This is a genomic window from Pseudomonas sp. S2_B10 (genome assembly GCF_054668425.1).
Genome location: NZ_CP162768.1, coordinates 246,145 through 265,354, shown reverse-complemented (window position 1 = coordinate 265,354; position 19,210 = coordinate 246,145). Strand labels below are relative to the sequence as shown.

17 protein-coding genes and 1 pseudogene are annotated in these 19,210 nt (G+C 57.1%); 8 read left to right on the top strand and 10 right to left on the bottom strand.

From position 1 onward, the window contains the following. Positions 1-75 precede the first annotated feature (75 nt). Positions 76-1,104 (bottom strand): LacI family DNA-binding transcriptional regulator, encoded by a 1,029-nt coding sequence (locus tag AB4O45_RS01080; RefSeq protein WP_150635144.1) that lies wholly within the window; start codon positions 1,102-1,104, stop codon positions 76-78. A 237-nt stretch (positions 1,105-1,341) separates the two neighbouring features. Here AB4O45_RS01080 and AB4O45_RS01075 point away from each other — a divergent pair, with 237 nt between their 5' ends. The 4 genes from AB4O45_RS01075 to AB4O45_RS01060 all read left to right on the top strand — a co-directional run bounded on the left by AB4O45_RS01075 (position 1,342) and on the right by AB4O45_RS01060 (position 7,067). Further along, positions 1,342-2,187 carry a hypothetical protein gene (locus AB4O45_RS01075; protein WP_252867692.1) on the top strand — a complete coding sequence of 282 codons (846 nt, stop codon included), beginning with the start codon at positions 1,342-1,344 and terminating at the stop codon, positions 2,185-2,187. Positions 2,188-2,292: 105 nt separating this feature from the next. Further along, entirely contained in the window at positions 2,293-4,377 is a 2,085-nt protein-coding gene (locus AB4O45_RS01070) for a hypothetical protein (RefSeq protein WP_460160962.1), read from the top strand. Between the two features lie 249 nt (positions 4,378-4,626). Further along, positions 4,627-5,928, top strand: coding sequence for a hypothetical protein (locus AB4O45_RS01065; RefSeq protein ID WP_460160961.1), 1,302 nt, complete (start codon positions 4,627-4,629; stop codon positions 5,926-5,928). After that, positions 5,862-7,067 carry an autotransporter outer membrane beta-barrel domain-containing protein gene (locus AB4O45_RS01060; RefSeq protein WP_460160960.1) on the top strand — a complete coding sequence of 402 codons (1,206 nt, stop codon included), beginning with the start codon at positions 5,862-5,864 and terminating at the stop codon, positions 7,065-7,067. Before AB4O45_RS01065 ends, AB4O45_RS01060 begins: the two co-directional genes overlap by 67 nt. Positions 7,068-7,117: 50 nt before the next feature. On the opposite strand, the gene AB4O45_RS01055 is transcribed toward AB4O45_RS01060, so the two are convergent. The 4 genes from AB4O45_RS01055 to AB4O45_RS01040 all read right to left on the bottom strand — a co-directional run bounded on the left by AB4O45_RS01055 (position 7,118) and on the right by AB4O45_RS01040 (position 12,888). Continuing rightward, positions 7,118-7,627 carry a hypothetical protein gene (locus AB4O45_RS01055; RefSeq protein ID WP_056789698.1) on the bottom strand — a complete coding sequence of 170 codons (510 nt, stop codon included), beginning with the start codon at positions 7,625-7,627 and terminating at the stop codon, positions 7,118-7,120. A gap of 167 nt (positions 7,628-7,794) precedes the next feature. After that, entirely contained in the window at positions 7,795-8,436 is a 642-nt protein-coding gene (locus AB4O45_RS01050; RefSeq protein WP_460160959.1) for a DUF1345 domain-containing protein, read from the bottom strand. A 180-nt stretch (positions 8,437-8,616) separates the two neighbouring features. Then, positions 8,617-11,715 (bottom strand): multidrug efflux RND transporter permease subunit, encoded by a 3,099-nt coding sequence (locus AB4O45_RS01045; RefSeq protein WP_460160958.1) that lies wholly within the window; start codon positions 11,713-11,715, stop codon positions 8,617-8,619. A 15-nt stretch (positions 11,716-11,730) separates the two neighbouring features. Continuing rightward, complete coding sequence (locus AB4O45_RS01040) at positions 11,731-12,888, bottom strand: efflux RND transporter periplasmic adaptor subunit (RefSeq protein WP_252867688.1); 1,158 nt, start codon at positions 12,886-12,888, stop codon at positions 11,731-11,733. Positions 12,889-13,141: 253 nt separating this feature from the next. On the opposite strand from AB4O45_RS01040, the gene AB4O45_RS01035 reads away from it, so the two are divergent. Then, the gene (locus AB4O45_RS01035; protein WP_016774890.1) at positions 13,142-13,843 is read left to right on the top strand and encodes a response regulator; all 702 of its coding nucleotides are present in this window, start codon (positions 13,142-13,144) and stop codon (positions 13,841-13,843) included. A gap of 4 nt (positions 13,844-13,847) precedes the next feature. Then, on the top strand, positions 13,848-15,149 hold the full coding sequence (locus AB4O45_RS01030) for an ATP-binding protein (protein ID WP_460160957.1): 1,302 nt from the start codon (positions 13,848-13,850) through the stop codon (positions 15,147-15,149). Positions 15,150-15,154: 5 nt separating this feature from the next. Here AB4O45_RS01030 and pncA read toward each other — a convergent pair whose 3' ends face one another. Both pncA and AB4O45_RS01020 read right to left on the bottom strand, forming a co-directional pair. After that, entirely contained in the window at positions 15,155-15,781 is a 627-nt protein-coding gene (gene pncA, locus AB4O45_RS01025; RefSeq protein ID WP_460161529.1) for a bifunctional nicotinamidase/pyrazinamidase, read from the bottom strand. Between the two features lie 50 nt (positions 15,782-15,831). Next, on the bottom strand, positions 15,832-15,999 hold the full coding sequence (locus AB4O45_RS01020) for a hypothetical protein (protein ID WP_460160956.1): 168 nt from the start codon (positions 15,997-15,999) through the stop codon (positions 15,832-15,834). 286 nt (positions 16,000-16,285) lie between these two features. Here AB4O45_RS01020 and ilvA point away from each other — a divergent pair. Then, positions 16,286-17,275 (top strand): annotated as a pseudogene (gene ilvA, locus AB4O45_RS01015) (threonine ammonia-lyase, biosynthetic); the annotation flags it as partial. A 30-nt stretch (positions 17,276-17,305) separates the two neighbouring features. On the opposite strand, the gene AB4O45_RS01010 reads toward ilvA, so the two are convergent. Next, positions 17,306-17,611, bottom strand: coding sequence for an NIPSNAP family protein (locus tag AB4O45_RS01010; protein ID WP_056789713.1), 306 nt, complete (start codon positions 17,609-17,611; stop codon positions 17,306-17,308). A 14-nt stretch (positions 17,612-17,625) separates the two neighbouring features. Further along, positions 17,626-18,111 carry a serine protease inhibitor ecotin gene (eco, locus tag AB4O45_RS01005; protein ID WP_460160955.1) on the bottom strand — a complete coding sequence of 162 codons (486 nt, stop codon included), beginning with the start codon at positions 18,109-18,111 and terminating at the stop codon, positions 17,626-17,628. Between the two features lie 369 nt (positions 18,112-18,480). On the opposite strand from eco, the gene AB4O45_RS01000 reads away from it, so the two are divergent. Continuing rightward, positions 18,481-18,750, top strand: a complete 270-nt coding sequence (locus AB4O45_RS01000; RefSeq protein ID WP_016774885.1) for a DUF1652 domain-containing protein — start codon at positions 18,481-18,483, stop codon at positions 18,748-18,750. On the opposite strand, the gene AB4O45_RS00995 is transcribed toward AB4O45_RS01000, so the two are convergent. Further along, the gene (locus AB4O45_RS00995) at positions 18,747-19,145 is read right to left on the bottom strand and encodes a hypothetical protein (protein WP_076562707.1); all 399 of its coding nucleotides are present in this window, start codon (positions 19,143-19,145) and stop codon (positions 18,747-18,749) included. The genes AB4O45_RS01000 and AB4O45_RS00995 overlap by 4 nt on opposite strands. Between the last annotated feature and the right edge of the window lie 65 nt (positions 19,146-19,210).

Sequence of the window (19,210 nt, the reverse complement as noted above, 5' to 3'; positions counted from 1 at the left end):
CTTTCGCGAGCAGGCTCGCCCCACATTTGCAACACGGTCACCTGTGGGAGCGAGCCCGCTCGCGAAAGCGCCAGATCAGACGCCGCCAATCCCTCGGGTCGAACCCCGCTCAATCAGCACCGGCGCAAAATCCACAATTCGCGCCACCTCATCATCCCCGCGCAAGCGCTTGAGCAGACACTCAAACGCCCGCGCGCCTATCTCTTGCGTCGGCTGTGCCAGCGCGGTAATCCCGCTGCCCACCAGCGGATACCAATCCAGATCATCCAGGGCAAGCAGCCCGACATCCTCGAACAAGCGCACACCGAGTGCGCGCAACGCGTGAGTCGCCGCCAGCGCCGCCACGCCATTGGCGCAAAACAGTGCTTTCGGACCGTCAACGTGGGTGTTTAAAAAAGTTTGAAGTTGCGCCTTCAGATCATCGCCGGTTTCCAGCACCGCCCCGGTCAGGGCCGAGCGTTGGGCAATCTGCGCTTGAAAACTGCTGACCCGTTCGATCCGCGAACTGGTGCCATCAAACGGTTCGGTTACCAGCAATAAATCCTGATATCCGCGCTGCTCAAGGTGCGCGAGCGCCATCTCTACTGCTTGCGAGTTGTTCAACCCGACCATGTCGCTGTCGAGCCCGTCGACCTTGCGATCCACCAACACCATAGGCATCTCGCGGCGCAGCTCATGCAGTTCGTCCCGGTGATGGCCCAGCGTGTTCACGATCAGCCCTTCGATGTTGTACGAGCGCAACAGCGCCAGGTGCTGGCGTTCCTGCTCGTCATCGCGGTCGGTGTTGCACACCACCAGGCTGTAGCCGTGCGCACGGCAGGCGGTTTCCACCCCGTGCATCACGGCAATCGAATAGGGGTTACGGATATCGGCGACGAGCATGCCGATCAGCCGAGTGCGCCCGCGTTTCAGACCGCGGGCCATTTGGTTGGGGCGGTAACCGAGTTCATCAATCGCCTGCTCGATGCGCCGGGCAATGGCATCGGAGAGCAGCGCGCGGTCGTCGCCAATGAAGCGCGAGACGCTGGCCTTGGATACACCAGCGCGTTCGGCAACATCAAGCATGGTCACGCGGCTGCGCTGGGCGGCGGAGAAGTCGTTCAATGGGTCAGACCTTATTTTTGAAATGTAGCGTTTTAACGGCATGGATACCGCTGAAACCGGTTTCAGAAGACACTATCTGACCGTGAGCCGTCAACCTTCAAATGCAGCGGAAGCAGTCACGGCAAAATGGATTTCCGACAAACGGTTGCTTTACCTGTCAGATCTGACAGTAGGCATCTTTCCAATACCAGCGCTTAATTTCTTTCAGGCCTAGATGACCAGCCAGTGAGAAATTCCATGCCGATCGAAACGCCGATTACCTCCAGCGATCCATTGAATCCCGGCGTGCTTCTGAGCCTGCCACGAGTGGAAGGCGTCGATCCGCTTGACCCGGCCGGAACATTGCCGCCGGACGCAAAACAGGTGGGCATCGTTTGTATTATTGACCGCTGGCCGAACTTTCCTGTTTCAGGCGTGAATAAAGATCGTGTTGAAATTTTCATTGTTGGTAACCCTGATTTCGTCGCCTTTGGCGAGTATGGGGCCGCGGACGATGCGCCGGAGTTTCGTATTCCAGTAGCTCCCGAGAAACTTCCGGATGTGGCTACGTTTGAGCTTTTCTACACAGTACGTTCGATCAACCCTACTACGTCACCTTCACGACGCCTGACTTTTGCGATAGTTAAGCCGCCGCAACTTTTGAAGGAGGTTACTTTTCCCGATGCGGATGCTTGGGGATATATCGGATGTTACAAGAACCATCCCGGCGATCCGGAAGCCTTGTTTATCTGGGAAGGGGTACGTATCGAAATTCCTTTCGATGACTTGTTTCAGCTTGCGGATGTCCTCAGCCTGGATTGGCAGGCATGGGATTCTTTAAACGGGTCGGGAAACCCTTTGACACAGGTGTTTAACTTTACTGAGGTTGTGACAGATGTTGTGACCAAGGAGCCAGTGAAGATTGTAATCAAGCCCTTTGCTTCACATATAGAACCCATGGAGGAAAACGATTCGGCCTTAGTTAATTACCAACTATTGCGCGACGGTGTACCTATCTTTCGCTCGTTTACCGGGCTGGTGAAGGTAGACAGGAAAATTCCGGGAGAAAGCAAGTATTGCTCGGATGCAAGTTGGATGAAGTGATCAGGCCGCAACAGTAGCAGCGATATTACGACTGCAGTTGGCGACATTCGTCATTGTCGAAGATGCATGGATCAAAAAACATTTTCTACGCAATGGAGAAGGCACATGACAAGTATTCAAACTGCGGAGTCAGGCACACCCTTGGGCGTTCTGGTCGCACCTACCCCCGAATTGCCAGACGGGCGCGGCACGAACCAGGACATCATTCCGATAGCTGCGATACCTGTGGGCGCCGCGCTGACACTTATGGTCAAGACCAATGTGTGGTCGAATCCTAACAGCAGAGATCAGATCGCCCTTGACGTTACGCGAACCCAGCCTCCTGCCAATCCGCTGCCGACAGACTTCACGCGGTTAAACAGGGTAAACCTCGGCGACGTGGCCAGCCGTCCTGTAGATTTTCCGATCACAGTGCCTACCGAATTTCTGGGTGAGGATGCAACCCCGGTGGGGCCGACGCCGATCTGGGTGCGTAGCGTGCTGTATGAGCGGGGGCTCAACCCGCTGACCGGTCCTGTGATGAAGTTTTTTATCGACCGTACTGGTGCCTGGCAAGCGAAACCTGCACAAACAGGTACAAATCCAGGACAGGTTCCAGGCGCCAGAACAATTCCGCCAGCCACGTTTCCAAATGCCCCCGGGGATCTGGATGACACATGGGCAGGTCAGCCAGGTAACGAAGGGGGATTGCAGGTACAAATTGATACCGGCTACGCCAACGTTCAGCCGGATGACACGTTGACCCTGTACGTGGCAGGTACACGTACCAACCCTCCGCAGGTGCCCCCTTTTTTCAACGGACCGATGCCCACCGATGGCAAGCTGTCCATCCCGACCGCAGAGCTACGCAAGGTAACGAGCGGCCGGGCCTTCATCTGGTTCATCATTACTGACGCTGCTGGCAACCAGAGCGCATGGGGCGTGTATTTCAAAAACGTGCGTTTTCTGCCACTTCCCAAACTGGGCGTCATTACCGTCCCGGCAAACGAAGATGGTCTGATCGATTTAAAAGATGCGCGTGCAGGTGTGAAGGTAAAAGTCAGCCGGTTGGTAGATACAATCGGCACCGACGTAGTGAGCCTGACATACGGCGCTCAACCAGCCCAGGATCTGCCATTCAACGCACTCACGGAGCTGGAGTTCACCATTCCTTGGTCGAGTCTGAGCAAACAATACTTTGATAACCAGACGGGTACGAATTTTGAATTGGACGTGGTCGTCAAAGCTGACTTGATGCGTGGCGGCTTATCCATCGACGACGGATCAACAACTGTCAAAACAGATTTCTCGACGCATCCGCCTTATACCGTCGACCCGACGACCCCGCCCCCTGAAGTTAATCCCGAATTCCGGAAACTGATCGTCCGCGGACAGCCACCTGTCACGGATAACTTACTGGGCCCTCAGGATGTCGATCAGACAGCCAAGGCTCACATCGATGTCTCGCCTGTCACCGCCGGGACGTCGTTTCCCGATCCCGAACCGGGCGATCTGGTTACCCTGAAGTATCTTGGGGATCAAGGCGAAATTATCGTTAATTCCATTCAAATGACTCAGTCGAATATCAATAATGTCGTTCAGATAGATTTGCCATATACCGTTGTCGGTCCGGGTGGTATCGGGCTTAAAGAGGCTTGGTGGACATATGAAAACCCCGCCCGGAATAATACTCAAGACTCGGCAAAGGAGACGGTAACTGTCAATACTGTAGTCATCGTTCTCGATAAGCCAGAATTCCAACGCCCACCTACAGATGGCACCGAAGACCCATACATTATTTGCGAGAGCTTGACGGGGGATGATCACGTTGCGACGTTCAAGATCAAACCTAATGATCATTTCACCGATGGGATGAATATCACATTCAATTGGCAAGGCTGGCATGACGATAAATACACCATAGACGCACCGCCGGATACGGTTTTTTCCGATACTCGTGCGATCACTTCGCTCGAGTTAACGGAGGGGATGCTTTGGGAAGTGCCATACGCACCTTTTATTCGTAATCTTCCTCGTCCACCTGCTACCACGCCTGATCCGACCGACTTTTACGCAGGTTATGTCAAAATCTGGTATTCGACGCCAATTGTAACCACGTCAGAAGTTCAGGAAATGATTGTCTACCTGCTCAATGCTGACTTCTTGTACTGCGAATCGGAACCGGGCTGGGATCCTGCGCCTGCTCCATAAACGGCATTCGCGATCATTGCATTGCCGGAGAGCCAGCCTCTTCAGGCAATGCAATTTAATTGGGGAAGCAAGAAACATCTCGAAATGTCGCGAGTGGGCGATTAAGCCCACCTACTAAGAGGATTAGTCCTACAGAGAAAGTCCAGACTAGCAGGTATTCTCCGGCGTCGCCTACAAAGGTCGTCTGATGGAACATGTACGTCTGAACCGTCCTTCTTCCGTCCCGATAAACCTCAACGAGAAGTGTATATGACGTTTGAAAATAGCTTGGGACCGACACTTTTGAAACTCACTGGCACGCTCTCTTGTGCAGCATTACTGATCGCAATATCCGAGACGGCCTTTTCCCGAAATCTCAATCCTGGTGAAGTCGAAACCGTATCCGTCGGTGCTACGCCAGAAGCCTGGTTCATCCCTGCCACTGCCACGCTTAACGTCAATGGCGGTGATACGCTGAACATCGTTGTCGGCGGTGGGACGTTAAACGCGATTTCCGCCAGCACTTCACAGATTGAAGCCTCAGCAGACGCCCGAGTGTCTCTGGACGCGGCAACGGTGACTGCTAGCAATTTCGACACTGCGCTGAGCTTGACCGACAGCTCGGCAGTGGTATCCGGAAGTACGCTGTCCAGCGATGGCAGAGCAATGTCGCTTGCGCGCGACCTGAATATTCCCGTTGGCTCAACAGCGACCGTCACTGGCAGTACGTTGACAGGCGGTTTTTCGGGTGCAGCGGTGACATCCCTCAGTACGTTGAATCTGGTGGACAGCCGGGTTGAAGGGACCGACGCCGATGGTGTTGGTCTCGAACTCTATGGCGGCAACGCCAATGTCAGTGCAGCCAGCGAGGTCATCGGAGAACTGAATGGGATCATCTTTGGCAAGGATACCGTCCTGAACCCGAGCGATGTCACCGCACAGAGCGTGTTGAAGGTTGATGCGTCAACCGTGCAGGGTCGCACCGGCGCAGCGATCAAAGTCGATTTTGCGACGCCGGACGATCAACCGGTATTGATCGAAATAGCTAACCGTTCGAATCTGATCGGCGGCAACGGTAATATCCTGGAGGTCATCGATGGAGCAGCAGCGCGCTTTCAAATCGACGACAGCCAGTTGACCGGCAATGTAGCGGTTGCTGACGGCGGGACCGCCGCGGTTTTCTTGCAAAACAATGCCAGCCTTGACGGCGATTTGACCAACGTCGATTCTGTTTCGCTCGATACCCGAAGCATACTCACCGGTAACATTCAGGGCTCTGGGACTGGCGTCGTGATGCTGGATAACGACTCGATCCTGCACGGTTCGGTTACTGGCGTCAGCGCTATGTCCATCGGGCGTGGCGCTGAATGGAACCTGGTTGGCAGCAATTCGTTATCGAATCTCGAAATGCAGGGCGGGAACGTCAGATTCGGCACGCCCGCCGAGTTCGTCCGTCTGGATGTTGCCAACCTGTCAGGCAACGGCCGGTTTTTTTGGATGCTGACGTGTCCACCGGTGAAACGGACTTTCTCAATGTCACGGAATCAGCCAGTGGCCGTCACGAGCTGGTAGTTGGTGCAAGCGCCAGCGAACCTGTCACCGGTGCACCGCTTCAAGTGGCTAACATCGCTGGCGGGGATGCTGAGTTCGATCTGAGAAACGGTCAGGTTGATCGTGGTGCTTTGGCGTACAAACTGGTGCGAGAGGGCGAAGGTATTTTCCTGCGGCCTGATGGGACAACGCCGAGCACTGGTTCACAAACTGCATTGGCAATTGCCGGTACCGCTCCTACTGTTATCTATTCGGAAATGACCACTCTCAATACCCGCCTCGGCGACCGTCGCATGGCCGGCACTCAGCCGCGATCGCGATCGATTGCGGCACTGGACTCAGATAATCAAAACGCGACCAGCGGCCTGTGGATACGCACTCATGCCAATCAGTACAACGTCAAGAATGCCTACGGTGATGGTTATAAACAAAATCAGACTGGCGTCTCATTGGGGGTGGACACGCCACTACCGATAGGTGATGGCCAATGGTTGATCGGGGTTTTTGGTGGCTACAGCACCACTCGCCTTAACCTGGCCCGCGGCAGCGCCGGCACGATCAACAGCACCTATGGCGGGATGTATCTGTCCTGGTATGACGAAACGACCGGGTATTACGTGGATACCGTTGGCAAAATCAACCGTTTCAGTAATGACGTCAAAGTCACCTTGAGCGATGACACTCGAACAAAGGGTGACTTCGATAATCTCGGCATCAGTGGAACCGTCGAAGTGGGTAAGCATATAGTCTTTAACCGAGGTTACTTCATCGAACCCTCTGCTCAGGTTGGTGTTGCGACGGTAAAAGGCAAGGACTACAAGTTGGACAACGGACTGCAGGTAGACAGCAACGAGACCCGCTCATTGCTCGGCAAGGTCGGAATGACCGTTGGCCGCGAGGTGGTGCTGAACAATGGCGGAAAATTGCAACCCAGGCTGCACGCGGCGTTAAGTCATGAATTCGTCAACAATAATCGTGTCAGCGTGAATGACACTGGATTCAACAACGATTTGTCCAGCACCAGCCTAGAGCTGACCGGGGGCCTCAATTGGGTTCCGGCCAATAACAAATGGCAACTGTATGGCGAGATAGGGACCAGCAGGGGCAGCAAAGCTGACCAGGAGCTAGGAGGGAGTGTCGGGCTGAGCTTCAGTTTCTGATTGCATCAGCATTAAAAAAAGGAAGCCTCGCAGCTTCCTTTTTGTCGTAGTCAGTAAGCGTTTTTTCTCTTGCTCAGGTCTGCGTTAGCGACAAACTCCCCAGTGATCGGAAACTCTTCGTTGCCGCTCTCTCCACCATGGTCATATGTGCCGGACCAAGTGCCACTCAGGGTTTTTTTAATGTCGTCATATTTCAATGTCAGGCTCCCGCTCACAGAGACGTGCAGATCACCCGTCGCAGGATTGGAATAGTAGGTACTTCTGACATCATCGCTATCTTTGGAGAGGTCATAGGTCGACGATTGGGGTTTAAAAGGGAACACAAACTCAAGCGTACGCGTCACACCATCCTTAGTGTGTCCAGCTGTCAGGACGTAACGCAGGCCTTCCGGGTAGGGCTTCGGCCCGAAGGAAGGTACAGAGGTAGATCGAAACTCCATGAATTGAGGGATTTTGACAAACCTGTAGTTTGGGTTGGCATCGCCGTTGATAGTGGCTGACAAATAGGTCGGCGCTAAAACCGGAGAGATCGTCGTGTAGGCTCGGGCTGCATAGCTCATGAGTTTTATCTCCATACAATATGGTTGGGGACATCCAAAGACTGACCCGTCCTACTTCTGGATGTTGTATGGAAGCGTGAATACAGTACGCCTGTAAACTGTCAGTGTTGACAGTTTACAGGCGTACGTTTTTGTGAGCTTTGAACTGCCAGAACAAGCCGTGTTTTTCAGCCGAACAATCCTGCTGCAATGTTGATCGAGAACCCGAGGATCGCCGTATTGAACACAAAACCGATCAGCGACTGCGCGAGCACAATTTTTCGAATATCCCGCGTTGCAACACCCACATCCGAAGTCTGCACAGCCACGCCGATGGTGAACGAGAAGTACAGAAAATCCCAGTAATTGGGGGTGGTCAGTCCTTCAGCAAAACGCAGCGCCGGCTCTTTGCCGTCCCAGGTGTAAAACAATCTGGCGTAGTGCACACAGAAGATCACACCTATCAGCAGCCATGAGCCGGTCACTGTCAGCGCTGTGAACCCGTAGTGCATGAGTTTGCGTGAGGTTTCCAGGTCTTTGCTGCCGGCCAGTTCAAGGGTGATGGTGGCGAGACTGGCCAACGCGGCAATGCACACCACAAACAGCACCAGCCCGGCGTTCTCGTCTTCGACTTCGGCGATGCGTCGCACGTCCGGGGCCTTGGCGCGTATGGTCAGCCAGAACATCAGAATCAGGTATGTCCAGACACCGACGTTCCAGCCAATGAGGATTTTGCTGACGATGGAACCGGCCGGGACCAACAGGCCGGTGGCGAGGCCGAGCGAGGCGGCAGCGGAAAGGCGAGGGTGGGTGCGGGCGAGGAAGCGCATGAAAGCTCGGTAGGCGAGGGAGGTTTCACCACCTTAGCCCAGCGATGACAGATGTGGCCACTGCGCATGATGTTGGCCAATCCTTGTGGGAGCGAGCCTGCTCGCGAAGACGTCAGCAGATTCAACATTAATGTTGGCAGACCGGACGCATTCGCGAGCAGGCTCGCTCCCACAGTTTGATCAGCGTTGTTTGGTGAATCGTTGTACGAGCTTCATGACCACGACGAAAAACACCGGCACGAAGATTACCGCCAGTGTCGCAGTGATCATCCCGCCAATCACACCTGTGCCGATTGCTTGCTGACTTGCCGAGCTCGCGCCAGTTGCAATCGCCAACGGCACCACACCGAGAATGAACGCCAGCGATGTCATCACGATCGGCCGCAGACGCAAACGCGCGGCCTGCAACGTCGCATCGATCAGATCGTGACCTTCGTCATACAAGCTCTTGGCGAACTCGATGATCAGGATCGCGTTCTTCGCCGACAGACCAATGATGGTGATCAGTCCGACCTTGAAGAACACGTCGTTGGGCATGCCGCGCAGTGTCACGGCGAGTATCGCGCCGAGCACACCAAGCGGGACAACGAGCAATACAGAGGTCGGAATCGACCAGCTCTCGTACAGCGCCGCCAGACACAGGAATACCACCAGTAGCGACAAGCCAAGCAGAATCGGCGCCTGATTGCCTGACAGGCGTTCCTGCAACGACAAACCGGTCCACTCTTGACCCAGACCTTTCGGCCCCAGCGCAACCAGTCGTTCGATTTCCGCCATGGCCTCGCCGGTACTGTGCCCGGGTGACGGTTCACCAGATATCGCGATCGCCGGATAGCCGTTGTACCGGGTCAACTGCGCCGGGCCTTGAATCCAGTTGGCCTGAACGAAGGCCGACATCGGCACCATGTTCCCGGCGTTGTTGCGCACATGCATTTTCAGCAAATCATCCACCTGACTGCGCTGATCACCTTCGGCTTGCACGACCACCCGCTGCATGCGGCCCTGATTGGGGAAGTCATTGATGTAGCTCGAACCCACGGCAGTGGACAGCACGTTGCCGATGTCGGCGAACGAAACGCCCAAGGCATTCGCCTGCTTGCGGTCTACGATCAGTTGCACTTGCGGTGCTTCGGCCAGCGCGCTTTCACGGACGTTTATCAATACCGGACTTTTCTCGGCGGCGGCGAGCAGTTCCGTACGCGCCTGCATCAACGTCGCATGGCCCAGACCACCGCGATCCTGCAAGCGGAACTCGAAACCGCTGGACGTGCCAAGGCCATCCACCGGCGGCGGCAGCACCGAGAAGGCCATGGCGTCCTTGATCTGGCTCAGCGCCGCGTTGGCGCGGTCGGCGATTGAGCTGGCAGTATCGTCACTGCCACGTTCCGACCAATCCTTGAGTGTCGAAAACGCCAGCGCTGCGTTCTGCCCGCTACCGGAGAAACTGAAACCCAGGATCACCACACTGTCACTGATTCCCGGCTCACCGGCGTTGTGCGCTTCGAGCTGCTCGGCTACTTGTACAGTACGGTTCTTCGTTGCGCCGGGTGGCAATTGAATATCGGTAATGGTGTAGCCCTGATCCTCGGTCGGCAGAAACGAGGAGGGCAGGCGCGCAAAACAGATTCCGAGTCCAATCAGCAGGACCACGTAGATCATCAGGTAGCGACCCGTACGCTTGAGCGCATAGCCGACCCAACCCTGATAGCGATCGGTCAATTGCTCAAATCGGCGATTGAACCAACCGAAAAATCCGGACTTCTCGTGATGCTCGCCTTTGCCGACAGGCTTGAGCAATGTCGCGCACAGCGCCGGCGTCAAGGTCAGGGCGAGGAACGCGGAGAATAAAATCGAGGTGGCCATGGACAGCGAGAACTGTTGATAGATCACCCCTACCGAACCCTGCATGAACGCCATCGGAATAAACACCGCGACCAGCACCAGAGTAATGCCGATGATCGCCCCGGTGATCTGCGTCATCGCCTTGCGCGTGGCTTCCTTGGGCGACAGGCCCTCGCTGGCCATGATCCGCTCGACGTTCTCCACCACGACGATGGCGTCATCCACCAGAATGCCGATGGCCAGCACCATGCCGAACATGGTCAGCACGTTGATCGAGAACCCCAGCGCCAGCATGGTCGCGAAAGTGCCCATCAACGCCACCGGCACCACCAGCGTCGGGATCAGCGTGTAGCGCACGTTTTGCAGGAACAGGAACATCACCGCAAACACCAGCAGCATCGCTTCACCGAGGGTGTAGATCACTTTGGTAATCGAGACTTTGACGAACGGCGAGGTGTCGTACGGAATCTTGTACTCCACGCCGGCCGGGAAGTAGCGCGCCAGTTCATCCATCTTCGCCCGCACCAGCGTCGCGGTGTTCAGTGCGTTGGCGCCGGGAGACAGCTGCACGCCGACGGCGGTGGACGGCTTGCCGTTCAGGCGTGTACCGAACTGATATTCCTGACTGCCGATTTCGACGCGCGCGACATCACCGATGCGCACCGTGGAGCCGTCGCGATTGGCCTTGAGCACGATGTCGGCGAACTCCTGCGGCGTCGACAATTGGCCTTTGACCAGAATTGTCGCGGTGATTTCCTGCGTCGAAGGCGACGGCAGATCACCGATGCTACCTGCTGAAACCTGGGCGTTTTGCGCAACAATGGCTTCGTTGACATCGGCCGGCGTCAGGTTGAACGCGATCAGCTTCTGCGGGTCGATCCAGATCCGCATCGCCCGTTCGGCGCCGTACAACTGCGCCTTGCCGACACCGTCCAGACGCTTGATCTCGTTCATCACGTTGCGCGCCAGATAATCGCTGAGCGCCACGTCATCGAGCTTGCCGTCGCTGGAGGTCAAAGTGATCAGCAAGAGGAAACCGGAAGAGACCTTCTCCACCTGCAATCCCTGCTGATTGACCGCTTGCGGCAGGCGCGACTCGACCACCTTGAGGCGGTTTTGCACATCGACCTGCGCCAGCTCGGGATTGGTGCCCGGCTGAAAGGTTGCCTTGATCGTCGCGCTGCCCAGGCTGCTCTGCGATTCGAAATAGAGCAAGTGATCGGCGCCGTTGAGCTCTTCCTCGATCAGGCTGACCACGCTTTCATCGACGGTTTGCGCCGAGGCGCCAGGGTAGACGGCGTAAATCTCGATTTGCGGCGGGGCGACGTCGGGGTATTGCGCCACCGGCAACTGCGGAATGGCCAGCGCACCGGCCAACAGAATGAACAGGGCGACCACCCAGGCGAACACCGGGCGGTCGATAAAGAACTGCGGCATATAGAAGCGTCCTGCTTACTGACCAGTGGTCTGGGCAAGTGGAAGTGGGGTTTCGTCGATCTGCACCTTTTCCCCGGGACGGGCGTGTTGCAGGCCTTCGATGACAACACGGTCGCCGGGCTTCAGGCCGCCGGTGACGATCCAGCGATTGTTCTGCACCGCACCCAGTTGCACCGGTTGCTGCGCCACGCGCATCTGTTCATCGACAGTCAGCACCTGGGCAATGCCGGCACTGTCACGCTGCACCGCGCGTTGCGGTACGGTGATGCCGTTCTGGATGGTTGCCTGCTCAAGGCGTACGCGGATGAAGCTGCCCGGCAGCAAGTCGAGATCCGGATTGGGAAACTCGCTGCGCACAATGATCTGCCCGGTGCCGGGATCGACCGTGATGTCGCTGAACAGCAGCTTGCCGGGCAACGGATACACGCTACCGTCATCCTGAATCAGCGTGGCCTTCGCTTGATCCTGACCGACTTCCTGCAACTGCCCGGAGCGCAATGCCCGGCGCAGTTCATTGAGCTCGCGGGTCGACTGGGTGAGGTCGGCATGGATCGGGTTGAGTTGCTGAATCAACGCAAGCGGCGTGGTTTCGTTCTGCCCGACCAGCGCACCCTCGGTGACCAAGGCGCGACCGATACGGCCGGAAATCGGCGCGGTCACGGTGGCATAACCGAGGTTCAGTTTTGCCCGTTCCAGCGCTGCTTTGCTGGCCGCGACATCAGCGGCGGTCTGCCGGGCAGCGGCGCGGGCGTTGTCGTAGTCCTGACCGCTGATGGCCTGATCCTCGATCAACTGCGCATAGCGTTGTTCTTGCAATCTGGCCTGAAAGGCGTTGGCCTCGGCTTTGCGCAGCGCGGCTTCGGCACTGTCCAGATCCGCCTTGAAGGGTGCCGGGTCGATGCGGAACAGCACATCGCCTTTTTTCACGTCACTGCCTTCGCGGTAGGTGCGTTGCAACACTACGCCGGCCACTCGCGCACGCACTTCGGCAATCCGTGGCGCGGCGATGCGGCCGCTCAGTTCGCTGCTGATCGACAATGGCTGGGTTTTGATGGTCTCGATGCGCACCGTAGCCGGCGGCGTCTGCTCTTCGGCGTTCGAGGATGAGTCACAGGCGCTCAGCGTCAGCGCCAATGCGATCAGGCCGAGCCCGGCCAGCAGTTTTCCAGACATGTACAACCCCCAATATTGAAGGCCGCATCCTACGGCCAGACGGGGAGGTTAGCGGTGAAGCTTTGTAGCTGCTGTGTGAAATTGTGTAAGGGTTTTGCTCGGTGGTGCGCGAGGGCGTATATCCTGCAGGCCTTGAAATTTATTGCGACAGTTCGATCGCTTTCGCGAGCAGGCTCGCTCCCACAGGAGATCGCATTTCAATGTGCGAGCGAATGAGTCCCGACTGTCGCCACAGCATTCTCTGGAACACCCCATGCCCAACATTCTCCTGGTCGAAGACGACACCGCCCTCGCCGAACTGATTTCCAGCTACCTGGAGCGCAACGGTTATTCCGTCAGCGTCATCGGCCGTGGCGACCATGTGCGCGAGCGGGCGCGGATCAGTCCGCCGGATCTGGTGATTCTCGACCTCATGCTGCCGGGCCTCGACGGCTTGCAGGTGTGCCGTTTGCTGCGTGCCGATTCGGCGACACTGCCGATCCTCATGCTCACGGCCCGCGATGACAGTCATGATCAGGTACTGGGCCTGGAAATGGGCGCTGACGACTACGTCACCAAACCCTGCGAGCCACGAGTGCTGCTGGCGCGAGTGCGCACGTTGTTGCGGCGCAGCAGCCTCGGCGAACCGCTGGCGGTCAACGATCGGATCGTCATGGGCAATCTGTGCATCGATCTGTCTGAGCGCACCGTGACCTGGCGTGATCAAGCGGTTGAACTGTCCAGCGGCGAATACAATTTGCTGGTGGTGCTGGCCCGACATGCCGGCGAAGTGCTGAGTCGCGATCAGATTCTTCAGCGGCTGCGCGGTATTGAATTCAATGGCACTGACCGCTCGGTGGACGTGGCGATTTCCAAGCTGCGGCGCAAATTCGATGATCACGCCGGCGAGGCGCGCAAGATCAAGACCGTGTGGGGCAAGGGCTATCTGTTCAGCCGCTCCGAATGGGAATGCTGAGCTGATGTTTCGCATTCTGTTTCGCCTGTATCTGGTGACGATCGTCTCCTATAGTGCGGCGATCTATTTGGTGCCGGATCTGGTGGTCATGGCCTTCCGTGATCGCTTCGTCACCTACAATCTGGAATTCTCCCGAGGTCTGCAATCGCTGATCACCAAGCAGTTTCATGCTGCGCCGCAAGAGCAATGGCCGGCGATTGCGGCGGCGATGGACAAGGAATTCCAGCCGCTGCACATCGTCCTGACGCTAATCGACGACCCGGTGTTCACGCCCATCGAGCAGGAACGTTTGCACCGTGGTGAGAACGTGGTGCGCATCGGCGATTGGGGCTGGCGAACTTTGGCAGTCACTCCGCTGAATGCGGACATGGCCGTGCGTATGGTCGTACCGCCGGATCCGGTCGACGTCGATCTGTTGTACTGGAGCATTAATGTGCTCATCGGCGCCATGTTGCTCGGCTGCCTGCTGCTCTGGTTGCGCCCGCACTGGCGCGATCTTGAACGTTTGAAGGGCACTGCCGAACGCTTCGGCAAGGGGCATTTGAGCGAGCGAACCAGAATCGCCCCTAGTTCGAACATCGGCAGCCTCGCCAACGTGTTCGACACCATGGCCGGCGATATCGAAAACCTGCTCAACCAGCAGCGCGATCTGCTTAACGCTGTTTCCCATGAGCTGCGTACGCCGTTGACGCGTCTGGATTTCGGCCTGGCGCTGGCGTTGTCCGAAGACTTGCCAGCCGCCAGTCGCGAGCGTTTGCAGAGCCTGGTTGCGCATATTCGTGAACTGGATGAACTGGTGCTGGAGTTGCTTTCCTACAGCCGCTTGCAGAATCCGGCGCAATTGCCCGAGCGCATCGAGGTGTCGCTGGACGAGTTCATCGACAGCATTCTCGGCAGCGTCGATGAGGAACTGGAGTCGCCAGACATCGTGATTGACGTTCTGCTGCACGGTCAACTCGAACGCTTCGCGCTGGATCCGCGCCTGACCGCCCGGGCTATCCAGAACCTGTTGCGCAATGCCATGCGCTATTGCGAAAAGCGCATTCAGATCGGTGTGCAGGTCATTGCCGGAGGGTGTGAGATATGGGTCGACGATGATGGTATCGGCATTCCCGACGATGAGCGCGAGCGGATTTTCGAACCGTTCTACAGGCTCGACCGCAGCCGTGATCGCGCGACGGGTGGTTTCGGCCTCGGTCTGGCGATCTGCCGCCGCGCGCTGGAAGCGCAGGGCGGCACGCTGACCGTTGAGAGTTCGCCGTTGGGTGGGGCGCGATTCAGACTGTGGTTGCCGGCCATGGCCTGAATATTCTAACGGACATCTGATGATTGAATCAGGCTGACGCCGGCCTCTTGCATCCGCGCTATGGCGGCTGCCAGCGAACCGTCCAGATCAATCGCGCGACAGCCATCCAGCACCACACAGACATTAAAACCCGCCGCGCGCGCATCCAGCGCCGAAAACATCACACAGAAATCCAGCGTCAGGCCAACCATGTAAACGGTGTCGATGCTGCGCTCTTTCAAATAGCCGGCGAGCCCGGTGGTGGTGCTTCGATCCGCTTCGAGAAAAGCCGAGTAGCTGTCAATATCGGGATTGCAGCCCTTGCGGATGATCAATTGCGCGTGTGGTAGATCCAGTTCCGGATGAAATTCGGCGCCTACACTGGCTTGCACACAGTGATCGGGCCACAACGTTTGTGCGCCGTACGGTAATTCGATGACGTCGTAGGGCTGGCGCCCGGGGTGGCTGGATGCAAACGATATATGCCCGCTCGGGTGCCAGTCCTGCGCAATCACGACTTGCCTGAAATGCCGCGCGAGACGGTTGATCAGCGGCACAATCCGGTCACCTTCAGGCACCGGCAATTGGCCGCCGGGAATGAAGTCGTTTTGAACGTCGATGACCAGCAATGCAGCGCGGGACGAAATGGGCACGGGGAAATCTTCCTGGAAATAAAACCTCGGCCAGTTTAGCAGGGCTTTTGTCAGCCGCTGGTCTGCAGTACGCATTGCTGGGTTTTACTGTCCCACACCTGGCTTTTCGGACATTCGGGCTTTTTCACGGCGTCGCTTTCATTGACGGCGAAAGCAGCAGGGCTGGACAGGGCGGCGACCAGCAGCGGGACGGCGAACAGCATTTGGCGGATATTCATGGTCGATCTCCACTTTCATCGGCTTGGAGCAGAAGTTGTTGTTCTCCTTTGCAGTGACTGCTCAGTTCTGCGGAAGATTCAAAGTTCTGCAGCGGGCCATTGACTTGTCATCCGCTGGCAGGCTAATTTCCAGCCCATGACTTTCACCGTATCGCGCTGCCAGCCAAGCATTATTACCGCCATTCCTCATTTGGCGGGCTAGCTCACGACTGCAGCACCCAACCCGCCCTAGAGGCGGGTTTTTACTTTCTGTCTCCGGGGTTCTGAAAAATGTCAGGAGACGACCATGCCGCACAGCCCCGACCAGCAAGCCCTGCTTGAGCACTACGTAAAGAAAATCCTGGCCGCGCCGGTGTACGACATTGCGGTGCGTACCCCGCTGCAGCCTGCGCCGGCATTGTCGCAAGCATTGGGCAATCGGGTCCTGCTCAAGCGCGAAGATCTGCAACCGACGTTCTCTTTCAAGATCCGTGGTGCTTACAACAAACTCGTGCAACTGAGCGATGAGCAGCGAGCGCGGGGAGTGATCACTGCATCGGCGGGTAATCACGCGCAGGGTGTAGCGCTGGCGGCACGGGAATTGGGCATTGCCGCGACGATCGTCATGCCGTCTACCACCCCTGAGCTCAAGGTGCTCGGCGTGCGCAGTCGCGGTGCCGACGCATTGCTGCATGGCGAGAGTTTCCCCTTTGCTCTGGCCCATGCGTTGCATTTGGCCGAACAGACCGGATGCACGTTCGTTTCACCATTCGATGATCCTGACGTGATCGCCGGACAAGGCACGGTGGCAATGGAAATCCTGCGCCAGCATCAAGGCGCGCTGGACGCCATCTTCATCCCGGTCGGGGGCGGAGGTTTGATCGCCGGTATCGCGGCCTACGTCAAATACCTGCGCCCGGAAGTGCGGATCATCGGCGTCGAATCCGAACATTCGGCGTGCCTGCAAGCGGCTTTAAGTGCGGACGAGCGGGTGGTTCTACCGAGCGTCGGCACCTTCGCCGATGGCGTCGCGGTGGCGCAGATCGGCGCGTATGGCTTTGAGGTATGCCGCTTCTGCGTAGATGAGGTGATCACGGTCAGCAATGACGAACTCTGCGCCGCGATCAAGAATATCTACGACGATACCCGTTCGATCACTGAACCTTCAGGTGCGCTGGCTGTTGCGGGGATCAAGCAGTACGTGGCGCGCAGTGGGGTTCGCGATCAGACATTCGTCGCCATCGACTCCGGGGCCAACATCAACTTCGACAGCCTGCGCCATGTCGCCGAACGCGCCGCTGCTTGCGGCGTGCCGGCGTGATGTCGATCAGGGCAGCAGCGGGCGCAGAAACGTGCGCTCGTAACTGACGATGAATTTCTTCTCGACCAGATCGGCAACCAGTGCGGTGCTTTCCGGGTCGGTCATTGCAATATGTCGATAGCTTTCGTAATCGGCCAGCGACGGGAAACTGAACAGGCAATAAGCAATGTTGCTCGCGCCCTCCGAGGGGAGGAAGTAGCCGTGATGGGTGCCGCCCAAGCGCTCAACGATGTCGAGCCACGCTTTGGCATAGGCTTCGAAAGCGGGTAACTGGTAAGGATCGATCACATATCTGACGTGGCAAGTAATCAAGGGCTGGGCTCCGGTTATTCCTGCAGGGCGGTGCCGACTTTGTCCGACGCCGACCAGATGCGATAGCGCACTTCGACGTCCGAAGGCGCGTACACCACGACTGGCAGCTTGCTGTTGTAGCGCAACATGAAGCCATCACCGACGACCGGAACGAACGCGCGCTTTTTCTTGCTGCCATGCGGGCAGGCCATCATCGTGCTCATCGGGCCGATGACCTTTTCCAGGCGATAGAACGGATAGCCCCAGCCTTGCAGATTCTTTTCATCGAGCACACCGCCCAGACGCTGGCGATTGCAATCCACTTCGAGGGTTTTGCCGGCGAGAATTTCAACCTGGAAATTCTCTTCCTGCTCTTGCTTGGGCAGATGGATGACTTGTCGGGTAAACCCGGCTTCGGCTTTGGGATACGGCGCGATGTCTTCAATCTTGGCGGCGTGGGCGAGGGTGGAAAGGTTGGCGATCAACAGACCGGTGATCACGTAAACGCTTAAGGAATTCATGGAGGCCTCCGTGCGGGTTGAATTGCAATGGGAGACATTCTTGCCGTCATAGTCTTCGAAAGCAAATTTGCCCGAAGATTGCAGATTGCAGGGGACGGGTGGTCGATTCATGCAATTTGCAAATAGCAGGATACTGGCCACATTTCCAAGTGCTTGATTTTTAAGGGAGCAAAACGAACCGATCAAAGGCACGTTTTATGCGTTCGTTGGGTGAGGCGCACAGGATTTGGGCGCCTACACTCCAATGGGCATTTCGCAGTACCACCACTTGCCGCACCAGGGAAACAGCGGGGGCACACCCGTGAAGGCGCAGCAGAGGGTCAGCGTGAATACTTGATTGGCAATCGCACAGAAAGGAGAGGGTTCGCCATGTTTTTATCTGCCTTGGAATTACGCAACATCATTGAAAGCAGCTTCTTGCCGAAACGCTGCCAGTGCACGTTGTCACCCGACTTGTCGATGTCCGTCAAAGTATTTGGCGACCATCGAACCGACCAAGCCGATCTCTACGTCAGTGGAATCGACGCCAGCCGCCTGAACAGCTGCCGTGAAATCAACAACCTGGTCGCTGGCCTGCGTTCCGACCTCGCGCAACAAACCACGACCCATCAAACCAGCGCTCGTTCTCGAGCTGTTTAACCCACCGTTTCACCCAGTTCGACCGTCACGCGCCGGGCCTGCACAAAGCCAAGGCCCAGCGCGAACTCGACCAGCACCGCGAGCAAAATTCCGGGGCCGGCATGGCCATTGAGCCATTCGCCAAAACCCAACGCCGCCAAACCGAAACAGCCGACGATAAAACCATTGCTCAGTGCACTGCGTGCCACTGACGGCGGAGCATTGCGCAGCAAACAAAACATCACCGCCAACGCCGCAAACAGCACCGCGCTGCGCCTTGCGACTACGCCAGTGCCTTCCGAATAGCCAATACTCCAGATCGCCAGCAACACCTCTGGAAAAAATCCCCAGACCAGCGCCAGCAGAAAACACAGGATTGAAGTGAAGCTCGACAACGTGCGGAACGACAACTGCATGGCCAATCCTTGCGGCAGTAGGGAAGGCCCCGAGCATAACCGCCGAAGCCACCCCAAGCCTATGG

What these genes read in the sequence shown, in the direction of transcription:
- AB4O45_RS01075 (WP_252867692.1), top strand. Translation starts at nt 1,342, where the DNA reads ATGCCGATCGAAACGCCGATTACCTCCAGCGATCCATTGAATCCCGGC.
- AB4O45_RS01070 (WP_460160962.1), top strand. Translation starts at nt 2,293, where the DNA reads ATGACAAGTATTCAAACTGCGGAGTCAGGCACACCCTTGGGCGTTCTG.
- AB4O45_RS01065 (WP_460160961.1), top strand. Translation starts at nt 4,627, where the DNA reads ATGACGTTTGAAAATAGCTTGGGACCGACACTTTTGAAACTCACTGGC.
- AB4O45_RS01055 (WP_056789698.1), bottom strand. Translation starts at nt 7,627, where the DNA reads ATGAGCTATGCAGCCCGAGCCTACACGACGATCTCTCCGGTTTTAGCG.
- AB4O45_RS01050 (WP_460160959.1), bottom strand. Translation starts at nt 8,436, where the DNA reads ATGCGCTTCCTCGCCCGCACCCACCCTCGCCTTTCCGCTGCCGCCTCG.
- AB4O45_RS01045 (WP_460160958.1), bottom strand. Translation starts at nt 11,715, where the DNA reads ATGCCGCAGTTCTTTATCGACCGCCCGGTGTTCGCCTGGGTGGTCGCC.
- AB4O45_RS01040 (WP_252867688.1), bottom strand. Translation starts at nt 12,888, where the DNA reads ATGTCTGGAAAACTGCTGGCCGGGCTCGGCCTGATCGCATTGGCGCTG.
- AB4O45_RS01035 (WP_016774890.1), top strand. Translation starts at nt 13,142, where the DNA reads ATGCCCAACATTCTCCTGGTCGAAGACGACACCGCCCTCGCCGAACTG.
- AB4O45_RS01030 (WP_460160957.1), top strand. Translation starts at nt 13,848, where the DNA reads ATGTTTCGCATTCTGTTTCGCCTGTATCTGGTGACGATCGTCTCCTAT.
- AB4O45_RS01020 (WP_460160956.1), bottom strand. Translation starts at nt 15,999, where the DNA reads ATGAATATCCGCCAAATGCTGTTCGCCGTCCCGCTGCTGGTCGCCGCC.
- eco (WP_460160955.1), bottom strand. Translation starts at nt 18,111, where the DNA reads ATGAATTCCTTAAGCGTTTACGTGATCACCGGTCTGTTGATCGCCAAC.
- AB4O45_RS01000 (WP_016774885.1), top strand. Translation starts at nt 18,481, where the DNA reads ATGTTTTTATCTGCCTTGGAATTACGCAACATCATTGAAAGCAGCTTC.
- AB4O45_RS00995 (WP_076562707.1), bottom strand. Translation starts at nt 19,145, where the DNA reads ATGCAGTTGTCGTTCCGCACGTTGTCGAGCTTCACTTCAATCCTGTGT.